This is a genomic window from Delftia sp. DS1230, from assembly GCF_040112715.1.
Lineage (GTDB): Bacteria > Pseudomonadota > Gammaproteobacteria > Burkholderiales > Burkholderiaceae_C > Comamonas > Comamonas tsuruhatensis.
Map to the genome: position 1 here is coordinate 5,993,318 of NZ_CP157763.1, position 12,110 is coordinate 6,005,427.

The following is a 12,110-nucleotide window of genomic DNA, read 5'->3' on the forward strand; positions in this document are numbered from 1 at the left end:
TCCCGGGCATGCCCTCCCTGCCCCACCCTTCCAACGCGCCTGCTGGCCCCCAGTCCTCCCTGGGCCAGCAGGCGCGTTTGCATTGGGTGCGAGGACTGTGCAAGGGCCTGCCCGGCGTGGCCCAGCAGCTGCTGGCGCAGATGGAGCAACAGGCCCAGGCCGTGGGCACGCAGCGCGAAATGCAGGAGCGGCGTGAAGCCTGGGGCAACTACCGCCAGCACCAGAACGCCTGGCTGAACGCCAGCATGCAGGCCCTGCAAGGCGCGCTGCAGCCGGCCAAAGCCGCGCCTGCCGCCGTGCCGCAGCGCGGCGCGCTGCAGTTCGAGTTGCTCAGCGACGATGTGGTGGAGAACAAGATCCTGGCCTCCCGCATGGCCCTGGCCATGGGAGAGACCGCAGCGCCGGCCTTCGACACGCTGCGTCTGCGCATGCAGTTCATCGAGGGCCGCGAGCTGCCCTCGGACGATATCCTGCGCACCGAAACCGTGTGCCGGCACCTGGTCGAGCAATGGCTGGCCACGGGCCTGCAGCGCGGTGATCTGCAGCGCGTGCTGGACCTGCTGCAGACGGCCCTGGCGCCCGTGCTGGTGACCGAGTACCAGGCAGCCCATGTGCTGCTGGACGGCCAGGGCGTCACCCGCTCGCAGGACGTGGCCATGCGCGTGCGGCGCACCGAGGCGGGCAACTCCACGCGCGCCATGGGCCTGGGCCAGAACGCCGCGCCACCTGCTGCGGCCTCGCAGCATGCCACTGCATCACAGCATTCCTCGGCCTATGCGCCCACGCAGATGGGCGGCGTGCCCGGCGCTGCCGCCTACCCGCCCGACACTGCGGCGCCCCCCCATGGCCAGATGCCGGCGATGCCCGCCATGCCCGTAGGCCTGACAACCCTTTCGCGCGCACGCCACCGCGCCCAGGAAGTCGTGGGCCAGTTGCGCCGCCTGCTCATGCAGCCGGGCGTGGGCGTGCAGGGCCTGGTGCCCGGTGTGGGCGCAGGCATGCCCCAGGCGCCCGCATCGGCCGCGCTGACCCAGGCCTTGCTGGAGCAGCGCGTGGTGGCCCAGACGCAGTACCAGCAGATGCTGGCCCAGGGCCTGACCACGCTGCACATCGATGTCAGTCCGGCTGCCATCGGCCAGCTGGTCGGGCAGGTGCGCGAACGTTCGGCCGACCTCAAGCGCAAGGCCACCACTTCGGGCGAAAAGGCCACCATCGAGATCGTGGCCCTGATGTTCCAGGCCATCCTGACCGAGGACCGCATCCCGCCCTCGGTGCGGGTCTGGTTTGCCCGGCTGCAGGTGCCGGTGCTGCGCGTGGCACTGGCCGAGCCGGAATTCTTCAGCAACCTGCGCCATCCGGCCCGGCTGCTGATCGACCGCCTGGGCTCCTGCGTGATGGGATTCGACGCCTCCAGCATCAGCGGCAGCGCGCTGGAGTCCGAGATCCGGCGCATCGTCCAGGTCATCGAGCAATACCCCGAAACGGGCCAGAAAGTGTTCGTGCTGGTGCTGCGCGAGTTCGAGGATTTCCTGGCGCGCTACCTGACCCAGTCGCAGGACAAGGCCAAGATCGTCACCGTGGCCCAGCAGGTGGAGCAAAAGGAAACCCTGGCCATCCAATACACGATCGAGCTGCGCCACCTGCTCACCGACATGCCGGTGCGCAAGGAGATCCGCGAGTTCCTGTTCAAGACCTGGACCGAGGTGCTGGCCCTGGCCGCCGTGCGCCACGGCGCCAAGGACGCGCGCACCATGCGCTTCAAGCAGGCCGCCAGCGAACTGGTCTGGGCCGCCAGCGCCAAGCCCACGCGCCAGGAACGCTCGCGCGTGATCCAGACGCTGCCGACGCTTTTGCAGACCCTGCGCGAAGGACTGGCCCTGATCGGTGTCACGGGCGACGCCCAGTCCACGCGCATCAAGCTGGTCACCGACACGCTGGCCGAGGCCTTTGTCTCCAAGACCGCGACCATCGCCCCGGCCCGCATCGAGGCCATGGCGCAGCGGCTGGCCCATCTGGAGCAGTACATCAATGAAGACGGCATGCTCGACGAGGACATGCCGCTGTCGCCCGAGAACATCGAGATGATCCTGGGCGTGGACACGGCCGGCCTCAACGTCATCCCGAGCACGAACACGGCCGTGGAGCCGGTGATGCTGGAATGGGCGGCCTCTCTGGAGACGGGCCGCTGGTTCACCCTGGACCACAACGGCGCGCGCATCCAGGTGCAATACACCTGGCGCAGCCGCCGCAAGCAACTGCACCTGTTCGCCGCGCTCGATGGCACCTGCCACCTGCTGCAGCTGCGGCGCATGGCCTCCTACCTGCAGTCCGGCCTGCTGGCCGTGCATGACGAGGAGGCGCTCACCGTGCGCGCGACGCGGGATGCGCTGCAGAAGATTCAGGCGAACCCTGAAAGGCTAAGCTCCCCCTGAGGCGCTACGCGCCTTCCCCCCGGGGCACGGCGCCTCTCTACCCGCTTCGCGGGGGAGGGGGACGATGCCCTCGGCTAGGCGCCCCCACTGCGAGGCGGCTCTTGCTCGGCATATCCCGCTTGGGGACGCGCCAGTTTTTGAGATCAGGCCTGGGCCAGGCGCTGGAACAGGCCGCCGGGCAGGCGTTCCACGCGGCCTTCCAGTTCCAGCTCCAGCAGGTGGGCCTGCAGGACTGCGGCGTCCATGCCTGTGCGGTCCATGAGCTCGTCCAGCGACAGCGGGTCGTGGGCCAGGGCGCGCAGGGTGGCGTCGCTCTCAGGGTCCTGGGCGGACTGGACAGCTGCCGCTGCCGATACAGGCTTGGGAAGCGGCAGGCGCGCGGCCGTGCCCTGCAGCTCATCGAGCACGTCCTGCGCCGTTTCCACGAGCTTGGCGCCCTGGCGCAGCAGCGCATGGCAGCCGCGCGACTGGGGCGCGTGGATGGAGCCAGGAATGGCAAAGACTTCGCGGCCCTGTTCGCTGGCCAGCCTGGCCGTGATCAGCGAGCCCGACTGCAGGGCCGCCTCGACCACCAGCGTGCCCTGGGACAGGCCCGCGATGATGCGGTTGCGCTGCGGAAAGTGCGCGGCCATGGGGCCGGTGCCCAGCGGATATTCGCTGACGATCAGCCCGTGGCTGGCCACTTCGCGGGCCAGGGCGGCATGGCGCCGCGGGTAGACCTGGTCCAGGCCCGTGCCGACGACGGCAATGGTGACGGGAGCACCCAGCCCGCCCAGGCGTGGCGCCGCGCGCAGCGCGCCTTCATGGGCCGCGCCATCCACGCCCTGCGCCAGTCCGGAGACGATGCACAGGCCGGCCTCGGCCAGCGCCTGCGCCATGGCACGCGCGTTGGCCGCGCCCTGGACCGTCGGCCCGCGGCTGCCGACCATGGCCAGGGACTGTGGATAGGGGAACCAGGGGCCAGAACCTGTCATGCAGCGCTCGCTGCCCTGCACATGCAGCAGCAGCGGCGGATCTTCGGTCTGCAGCAGCGCCTGCGGATACTGGGGATGGCCCAGCGCAAGCACGGCATGCAACTGCCCGGAAGCGGGCTGGTCCAGCCATTGCGCCGTGGCCGCCACAAGCTGCTCCAGGCGCTGGGGCACGGTCTGCAGGGCATGGGCCTGAGCGGCGGTCACCAGTCCGTGCCAGGCGGACGGCGGGCCGCTCCAGATGTCCTGCGCAACACCGCAGGCCGCCAACAGACGCCGGGCCGTGGTGCGGCCCACTCCGGGCGTCAGCAGCAGCCGGAGCCAGGCAGAGAGTTCGTCAGGAGCCAACCGGTCCGTGGACTGCAGGGCGGCCGCCATGACGCTGCCGGCAGGCCGTGGTGGCTCAAGGAGCCGGCGAGGTCAGGCTGTCGCCGACCTCGACACCGCGCCGCGCCTCCAGGATCAGCGCGTAGGAGACGCGATCGAAGGTCCGGAACACCATGGCATGGCCGTTGTGTTCGTCGGGCAGTTGCACCTCTTCCTTTTTCTCGCCCGTCTTGTCCACGATGCGTGCGCCGCGGCGTATCAGCTCCAGCACCGTGCCCACGTCCATGCCGTCCTGCGTGCCCTTGTTGATGGCAATGACCTGGTTGTTGGCCGCCCAGCGCACGGCCTGATCACCGTACAGGGAAACCACATGGGCCTTCACTGCCTGTTGCGGCGCGTGGGGCGCATAGTTCATGTAGGTGCGCTCGGGCGCGGGCAGCAGGCGGTCGCCGGCGCGCATTTCGGTCTTGGAACGCGACAGGTCCACCGTGGCGGGAGAGTTCTGCTGGTGCTTTTCGCCCTTGCTGTCGACGATCTCCAGCGTGGTCTCGCCCTCGATGAGATCGGCCAGGCCCAGGTACTTGGCCTCATAGCCCAGCACCTCGCCGGAGATGGGATCCTTGAGCGCCACGGCATCGCGGAAGACGCGGTACTGGCGCGGCAGGCCGTCGCCCTTGCGCAGCGGCGCCTCGGCGGTGCCGCGTGCATAGGCGCGGTCGCCGCTGGCCATGAGCACGCGCTCGTCCGTGGTGGCGATGAGGCGTGGCGCGCGCAGCAGCGTTTCGGCATCGACGACCAGGGGCTCGGCCAGGAAGGGCTCGATCAGATGGGGCTGCAGCGTGGGCAGGGCCGCCTGGGCCAGGGATTCGCTGCGCGTGCTCGGAGTGATGCGGACCACGCCGGGCTCGCCGCCATCGCCCATGGGGCGGGCCGTGCTCAGGCGGGCGTAGCCGTCACGCTTGTCCAGGTACAGCACCTGGCCCGGATAGATGAGATGGGGGTTGGCGATGGCCTGCATGTTCATGCCCCACAGCTCGGGCCAGCGCCAGGGACGGCGCAGGAACATGCCGGAGATGCCCCACAGCGTGTCGCCGCGCTTGACGGTGTAGCTGTCGGGCGCATCGGGCGCCAGCTCACCCACGGGAACGCCCTGCTGCGCCACCTGCTGGGCTGCCGAGCGCTGCGATGGCGTCACCGGATACTGCTGCGCGTGGGCCGCCGCACACGCGGCGATCAGGGCCGAGGCAACAGTCCAGGTACGAGCTGTGGCGAATGCAGTCATGGAATTCCTCTTCTTGTGTCTGACACAGCGTCCCTCCTAGGCACTGCGGCACGGCCGATCTTGTCATGAACGGCCATACAGGTCTTACAAATCAGCAAAGATTCTGCGTGCAAGGCCATGAGAGGGCAACGCTTATTGCGTCGTCCCGCTGCGCCCAGGCAGAAAAGTGGCGAAAATAACGACATTCACCGACCACGCCATGTCCATTCTGCCCATTCTTTGCTATCCCGACCCCCGCCTGCACACCGTCGCCAAGCCGGTCGCCAAGGTCGATGACCGCATTCGCCAACTGGTCCAGGACATGTACGCCACCATGTATGACGCCCAGGGCGTGGGACTGGCCGCCACCCAGGTGAATGTGCATGAACGCGTGGTCGTGGTCGATGTCTCCGAAGGCCGCGACGAGCCCTTTGCGCTGATCAACCCCGAGCTGCTCTGGGCCAGCGACGAGAAGCAATTGGGCGAGGAAGGCTGTCTGTCCGTGCCCGGCATCTACGACGGTGTCGAACGCTCCACGGCCATCAAGGTCAAGGCGCTGGACGAGAACGGCAACGAACGCATCATCGAGGCCGAAGGCTTCAAGGCCATCTGCATCCAGCACGAGATGGACCACCTGATGGGCAAGGTCTTCGTCGAATACCTGTCGCCGCTCAAGCGCAACCGCATCAAGACCAAGCTGCTCAAGCAGCAGAAACAGGCAGAACGCGCATGACCCGCCTGCCAGCGCCTCGCTTCATGCCGCGCTGGAAGATGGACGGCGCGGGCCTCGTTGCCTGGGCGCTGCTGGCCCTGTCCCTGCTGCTGGCCGGCTGCACCGTACCCGAGTGGCAAAAGCCCGGCACGCCACGGGCCGACATCGAGCGATCCATGGGCCGCCCGACCCTGAGCCTGCCGCTGGACGGCGGCGGCACGCGCCTGGTCTACAGCTGGCAGCCTGCAGGCCAGCAGGTCTATCACATGGATTTCGACGCCAGCCAGCGCCTGGTGCGCGTGGAGCAGGCGCTCACCATCGAACGCTTCCACGCCCTGCGCAATGGCGAGGACACCCGGGAAAGCGTACGCCAGCTCTTCGGCCCGCCTGCGCTGATCGAGAGGGTCTACAGTTTCAACGGCGACATCTGGACCTACCGTATCCTGGAAAATGGCATTCGCCGCCAGGCCCATGTGCATATCGACCCCGCCGGCGTGGTGCGCCGCGTGATGTTCACCGACGAAGTGTTCAATGACGACGATCGGCGTTGAGCCTGCACACCGTCCCCACCGTCCCTACTGGATTGCATGAGAGTCATTTTTGCCGGCACGCCCGAGTTCGCGCGCGTTGCCCTTGAACGCCTGCTCGCCGCGGGCTTCACCGTCCCCCTGGTGCTGACCCAGCCCGACCGTCCCGCCGGGCGCGGCATGAAGCTGCAGGCCTCTCCCGTCAAGCAGTGCGCTCTGGAGCATGGCATTGCCGTGGCCCAGCCGCGCAGCCTGCGCCTGGACGGCAAATACCCCGAAGAGGCCGCCGCCGCCCGCGCCGCCATCGAAGCGGCCCAGGCCGATGTCATGGTCGTGGCCGCCTACGGACTGATCCTGCCGCAGTGGGTGCTCGATACGCCTCCGCGCGGCTGCCTGAACATCCACGCCAGCCTGCTGCCGCGCTGGCGCGGCGCCGCCCCCATCCACCGCGCCATCGAGGCCGGTGATGCCGAGACCGGCGTCACCATCATGCAGATGGATGCGGGCCTGGACACGGGCGACATGTGCCTGATCGAGCGCCTGCCCATCACCGCCGACGACACCACGGCCAGCCTGCACGACAAGCTGGCCGACCTGGGCGGGTGCCTCATCGTCGAGGCGCTGGAGATGAGCGCCTGCGGCGGCCTGCCGCGCACGCCCCAGCCTGCCGAAGGCGTGAACTACGCGCACAAGATCGAAAAGGCCGAAAGCCAGATCGACTGGCGCCAGGATGCCGAGGCCATTGCCCGGCGCCTGCGCGCCTTCAACCCCTTCCCAGGTGGCGCCACGCAGTACGGCGATGAAGCCATCAAGGTCTGGGAGGCTCACGCCGACCCCGCCGCCGCCGTGGCGGCGGCAGTGCCCGGCACCGTGCTGTCCGCAGGCGCCGACGGCGTGCGCGTGGCCTGCGGCCAGGGCGTGCTGTGCATGACGCTGCTGCAGCGCGCGGGCGGCAAGCGGCTGGCGGCGGGCGATTTCCTGCGCGGCTTCGATCTGCCTGAAGGAGCCATCCTGGACGGTGCTGCCAGCGGCGGCACGCCATGAACCTGCAGCCCCTGGTGGAGCGCGCACGCGGCATTGCGCGCGATCCCGCCTTCATGACCGGCGTGCGCGACATGTCGGGCACGGCGCTGGGCATCGGCGCCTGGGGCCTGGTCACGGGCGTGGCCATGATCAAGAGCGGCATGTCCCTGCCCCTGGCGCTGTTCATGGGCCTGCTGGTCTATGCCGGCAGTGCCCAGCTGGCCGTGCTGCCGCTGATGGCCGTGGGCGCGCCCATGTGGGTGGTCTGGTTCACGGCCATCTGCGTGAACCTGCGCTTCGTCATCCTCAGCAGCATGTGGCGCAGCTACTTTGCCCACCTGCGCCTGCGCCACCGCCTGGCCATCGCCTATTTCAGCGGCGACGTGATCTTCGTGGGCTTCATGAAGCGCTACCCCGATGCCCGGCCCCAGCCCGAGCAGCTGCCCTATTTCTGGGGTGCCGCATCGACCAACTGGCTGGCCTGGCAGATCCCGTCCACGCTGGGCATCCTGCTGGCCGACCAGGTGCCCCTGTCCTGGGGCCTGGGCTTTGCGGGCGTGCTGGCCCTGATGGGCGTGCTGCTGTCCATGCTCAACGACCGTGCCACCTGGGTGGCAGGCGTGGTTGCAGCCAGCGCGGCCGTGGCGGCCTTTGCGCTGCCGCTCAAGCTCAATATCCTCGTGGCCATCGCGGCAGCCGTGGCCGCAGGCCTGCTGGCGGAATCGCTGCAGCAGCGCCTGCGCGCACTGCAGGCGCCTGAAAAAGAGGAGCCAGGCCCGGTGATTCTCCCGCCCGATACAGCACATGGCGAGCGCCATGCCCGGCTGCCGCTGGACGAAGACGCCCGGCCCGTGCAAACCAAGGAAAAGGAAACGCTCTGATGGATCTGTCCTGGCTGTGGCCCTGGCTGGCCTGCGTGGGCCTGGCGGCCATCACGCTGTTCACACGCGCCTTCTTCCTGATTCCCGAGCGCGAGGTGCCCTTGCCGCAATGGCTCAAGCGCGGCCTCAAGTACGCGCCGCTGGCGGCCCTGGCGGCCGTGATTGCGCCCGAGATCGTGATGACCAACGGCCGGCTGATCTCCACCGTGGTCGATGCGCGCCTGCCGGCCCTGGCTTGCGCGGTCATGTATTTTTTTTACAAGCGCAGCATCATGGGAACGATCGCGCTTGGCATGGCGGTCTATCTGCCACTGCATATCGGCCTGGGCTGGTAGGCGCAGCGCGGCCGAGAGCGGCCGAGAGCGCCCGGCTGCCCGGCTGAAACCGGATTACAGGCGCTCCCGATGCCCCGGATCGCCGGAGCGGCCGCCCGCTGCCAGGGCGGGCACGCCGCCTACAATGGCCGCGCTTTACCTCTTTTTCGTTTCAATTCCATGGCGATCGCCACCGATCGCAACGCCGCCGTCATGAACATTCTCCGTTTCTCCGATCTGTGCGCCCAGGGCAAGGCCCAGGGCCAGCGCGTCTTCATCCGCGCCGACCTCAACGTGCCCCTGAACGATGCTGGCGAGATCACCGAGGACACGCGCGTGCGCGCCTCCGTGCCCGCCATCGAGATGGCACTGAAGGCCGGCGCCGCCGTGATGGTGACCAGCCACCTGGGCCGCCCCACCGAAGGCGAGTTCAAGCCCGCCGATTCGCTGGCGCCCGTGGCCCGCCGCCTGGGCGAGCTGCTGGGCCGCGAAGTGCCCCTGGTCGCCGACTGGGTGGACGGCGTGCAGGTGGCGCCCGGCCAGGTCGTGCTGCTGGAGAACTGCCGCGTGAACGTGGGCGAGAAGAAGAACAAGGAAGAACTGGCCCGCAAGCTGGCCGCGCTGTGCGACATCTTCGTGCACGACGCCTTCGGCACTGCCCACCGTGCCGAGGGAACCACCTACGGCATCGCCCAGTTCGCGCCCATTGCCTGCGCGGGACCGCTGCTGTCGGCCGAGATCGACGCCATCACCAAGGCCCTGGCCAACCCGCGCCGCCCGCTGGCCGCCATCGTGGCCGGCTCCAAGGTCTCGACCAAGCTGACCATCCTGCAGTCGCTTGCCAAGAACGTGGACCAGCTCATCGTGGGCGGCGGCATTGCCAACACCTTCATGCTGGCGGCGGGCCTGAAGATCGGCAAGAGCCTGGCCGAGGCCGACCTGGTCGGCGAGGCCCGCGCCGTGATCGACGCCATGGCCGCACGCGGCGCCGAGGTGCCGATTCCGACCGACGTGGTGGTCTCCAAGACCTTTGCGGCCGACGCGCCCGCCACCGTCAAGAAGGCCACCGAAGTGGCTGACGACGACATGATCCTGGACATCGGCCCCGAGACCGCCGCCCGCCTGGCCGAGCAACTGCGCAAGGCCGGCACCATCGTCTGGAACGGCCCCATGGGCGTGTTCGAGTTCGACCAGTTCGCCAACGGCACCAAGGTCGTGGCCCAGGCGATTGCCGAGTCCGACGCCTTCAGCATCGCCGGTGGCGGCGACACCCTGGCCGCCATCGCCAAGTACGGCATCGAGGACAAGGTCGGCTACATCTCCACGGGCGGCGGCGCCTTCCTGGAGGTGCTGGAAGGCAAGACCCTGCCCGCCTTCGAGATCCTGCAAAAGCGCGCCAACGGCTGAGCACGGCAACATCCGGATACGGGGCACTTTCTTGTCAGTGCCTCGCAGCGAAGCCACAATCGACACTTTGCGCAGCTGCAGCAATCCGCCGCAGCGCGCCCCCGCACCGAGGAGAAATCCATGCGATCGTTCAAATCCGCCGGCGGCCTGGCCCTGGCGGGCCTCTGCCTGGCCCTGGCGGGCTGCGTCAATGCACCGATGACCAGCTACTTCGAAGCCACGGCCCAGCCCAAGATCGGCGCTGCCGGCCACTGGGACTCCGTGGCCAACGATGTCGTCGCCAAGACGCTGGAAACACTGCAAAAGACCGGCATCGAGCGCACCACGCCGGTCCACGTGGCCCTGCCGGCCGAGCCCAGCCAGTTCGACAAGGGCTTTCGTGAGCTGATCATCACCAAGCTCGTGCAAAGCGGCGTGACCGTCATGCAGCAGCCGGCCCAGGCCCAGCTGCAGGTGAGCTACGGCGCCCAGGTCGTGCGCCACGGCAAGCGCCTGCCCAACCCCGAACTCGTGCTGACGACGACGGTGGTGCGCAACAACCAGTACCTGGCGCGCAAGACCGACGTCTACTACCTCGAAAAGAGCGACGCCGTGCTATTCACGGCCGAGGACGAGCGCCCCGAATTCCCCGCCAAGAACCTGAAGGTGGTGGGCCAATGACACTGCGCACGCCCCTCCTGCCTGCCGCACTGGCTGCGGCGGCCCTGCTGTCCGCCTGCGCCGTGCCCGCTCCCGCGACCACGCCCGAATCGTCGGCCGCGCGCCGCGGCGAGCCCACCTACCAGTCGGCCGCAGCCAACCCCTTCATCGCCAGCAGCCGCGCTGCCGTGGACGAGCTGGTCAAGGGCCTGAACACCGAGGAACTGGGCGAGGCGCCCGTGCTCGTGGCCACCGTGGTCAACGTCAACGACCTGACGCGCTCGGCCCCCCTGGGCCGCACGCTCAGCGAGCTGTACGCCTCCCAGCTGTCCGCCAAGGGCTACAACGTCAAGGAGCTGAAGCTGCGCGGCGATGTGTACGTCAAGGAAGGCACGGGCGAGCTGCTGCTGTCGCGCGAGATCAAGGACATCGCCCGCAACCACAATGCGGCCCTGGTCCTGGTGGGCACGTACTCGGCGGCTGCCAAGTACACCTATGTGAGCCTGAAGCTGGTTCGCACCGACGACAGTCGCATCGTGCGCAGCCACGACTACGCGCTGCCCAACAACATCGACATCCAGCGCCTGCTGGGCGCTCCGGCCACGGCGCAACGCTGAGGCCCTGCAGCCTGGCTGCGCCCGTGTGCGCAGTCAGGCTGCGTCTTCTTCTCCCGACCTTCGCCTGCTTGCCCTCAGCGGCCGCGCGCCGGCCACAGCACCGAGGCGATGGCCACCACCATCAGCGCCACGGCCGTCCAGTCCTGCCAGTGCAGCACCTCGCCCAGCCACCAGGCGCCGCTGAACACGCCCAGCACGGGGATCATCATCACGCTCAGCGTGGAGGCCACGGGCGGCAGGCTGCGCGCCAGGAAGAACCAGACCGTCTGGCCAAAGCCCAGCACCAGCACGCCGTTGAAGACGATGGCGCCCGTGGCCTGGGCATCGGGCCAGTGCCACAGGTGGCGCTCGAAGACGAAGGCCAGCACCGTGAGCGTCAGTGCGGTCAGCGCCACCATCCACAGCGTCATCGTCAGCAGGGGCACGGGCACCTCGGCGCGGCGCAGCTTCTGCGTGCCGAAGGCCCAGCTCAGCGCGGCGGCCAGCATCAGGCCCACGCCGATGGGGCGGCTGCCCAGGGCGCCGACCTCGTGCCACAGCAGCAGGAGCACGCCCGCCAAGGCCGCCGCCACACCCGCCCAGGCACGCGGCGCCAGCCGGTCATGGAAGAACAGGCTGCCCAGCACGGCCGAGAAGATGGGCATGGTGTAGCCCAGGATGGCCGCCCGCCCGCTGGACAGCATGGGGATGGCAATGATGATCAGGCTGTTCCACAGCACCATGTTGAACAGCGTCAGCTGCGCCAGCCGGGGCCAATAGGCGCGCGGCACGGCCAGCGGCAGGCGGCGCCAGACCACGAAGGCCGCCAGGATGGGCAGTCCCACCCACATCGAGGCCATGCGGAAACTCAGCGGCGGGAAATGCTGCACGCCCAGCTTCATCACCGGCCAGTTGATGCCCCAGATCAGGGTCAGCGCGATCAGCAAAAGGATTTGTCGGGCGGTGAAGGCAGGCATAGGCCGCCGATTGTGCCCGCGGGCCGCCAGGCCCGCTGGATGC

General features: G+C 68.7%; 12 protein-coding genes. 9 read left to right on the top strand and 3 right to left on the bottom strand.

Annotated elements, in window-relative coordinates; all coding sequences use genetic code 11:
- Positions 1-8 precede the first annotated feature (8 nt).
- Positions 9-2,432, top strand: a complete 2,424-nt coding sequence (locus AAN986_RS26995) for a DUF1631 family protein (RefSeq protein ID WP_047218914.1) — start codon at positions 9-11, stop codon at positions 2,430-2,432.
- A gap of 143 nt (positions 2,433-2,575) precedes the next feature.
- Here the strand turns inward: AAN986_RS26995 and dprA are convergent, their stop codons facing one another.
- Positions 2,576-3,781: a DNA-processing protein DprA gene (dprA, locus tag AAN986_RS27000; protein ID WP_047218913.1), complete on the bottom strand. Its 1,206-nt coding sequence runs from the start codon at positions 3,779-3,781 to the stop codon at positions 2,576-2,578.
- A gap of 25 nt (positions 3,782-3,806) precedes the next feature.
- Positions 3,807-5,012, bottom strand: a complete 1,206-nt coding sequence (locus tag AAN986_RS27005) for a LysM domain-containing protein (RefSeq protein ID WP_047218912.1) — start codon at positions 5,010-5,012, stop codon at positions 3,807-3,809.
- 199 nt (positions 5,013-5,211) lie between these two features.
- On the opposite strand from AAN986_RS27005, the gene def reads away from it, so the two are divergent.
- The 8 genes from def to AAN986_RS27045 all read left to right on the top strand — a co-directional run bounded on the left by def (position 5,212) and on the right by AAN986_RS27045 (position 11,111).
- Complete coding sequence (gene def, locus AAN986_RS27010) at positions 5,212-5,724, top strand: peptide deformylase (RefSeq protein ID WP_016449360.1); 513 nt, start codon at positions 5,212-5,214, stop codon at positions 5,722-5,724.
- Complete coding sequence (locus AAN986_RS27015; protein ID WP_016449359.1) at positions 5,721-6,254, top strand: hypothetical protein; 534 nt, start codon at positions 5,721-5,723, stop codon at positions 6,252-6,254. The genes def and AAN986_RS27015 overlap by 4 nt, the downstream gene beginning before the upstream one ends.
- Positions 6,255-6,290: 36 nt before the next feature.
- Positions 6,291-7,274: a methionyl-tRNA formyltransferase gene (fmt, locus tag AAN986_RS27020; protein ID WP_047218911.1), complete on the top strand. Its 984-nt coding sequence runs from the start codon at positions 6,291-6,293 to the stop codon at positions 7,272-7,274.
- On the top strand, positions 7,271-8,134 hold the full coding sequence (locus AAN986_RS27025; protein WP_047218910.1) for an AzlC family ABC transporter permease: 864 nt from the start codon (positions 7,271-7,273) through the stop codon (positions 8,132-8,134). Before fmt ends, AAN986_RS27025 begins: the two co-directional genes overlap by 4 nt.
- Complete coding sequence (locus AAN986_RS27030; protein WP_012202761.1) at positions 8,134-8,469, top strand: AzlD domain-containing protein; 336 nt, start codon at positions 8,134-8,136, stop codon at positions 8,467-8,469. The genes AAN986_RS27025 and AAN986_RS27030 overlap by 1 nt, the downstream gene beginning before the upstream one ends.
- 192 nt (positions 8,470-8,661) lie before the next feature.
- Entirely contained in the window at positions 8,662-9,855 is a 1,194-nt protein-coding gene (locus AAN986_RS27035; protein ID WP_026062985.1) for a phosphoglycerate kinase, read from the top strand.
- A gap of 120 nt (positions 9,856-9,975) precedes the next feature.
- Positions 9,976-10,515 carry a hypothetical protein gene (locus tag AAN986_RS27040; RefSeq protein ID WP_012202759.1) on the top strand — a complete coding sequence of 180 codons (540 nt, stop codon included), beginning with the start codon at positions 9,976-9,978 and terminating at the stop codon, positions 10,513-10,515.
- On the top strand, positions 10,512-11,111 hold the full coding sequence (locus AAN986_RS27045; protein WP_012202758.1) for a FlgO family outer membrane protein: 600 nt from the start codon (positions 10,512-10,514) through the stop codon (positions 11,109-11,111). Before AAN986_RS27040 ends, AAN986_RS27045 begins: the two co-directional genes overlap by 4 nt.
- A gap of 74 nt (positions 11,112-11,185) precedes the next feature.
- Here the strand turns inward: AAN986_RS27045 and AAN986_RS27050 are convergent, their stop codons facing one another.
- Entirely contained in the window at positions 11,186-12,067 is an 882-nt protein-coding gene (locus tag AAN986_RS27050; RefSeq protein ID WP_034389732.1) for a DMT family transporter, read from the bottom strand.
- Between the last annotated feature and the right edge of the window lie 43 nt (positions 12,068-12,110).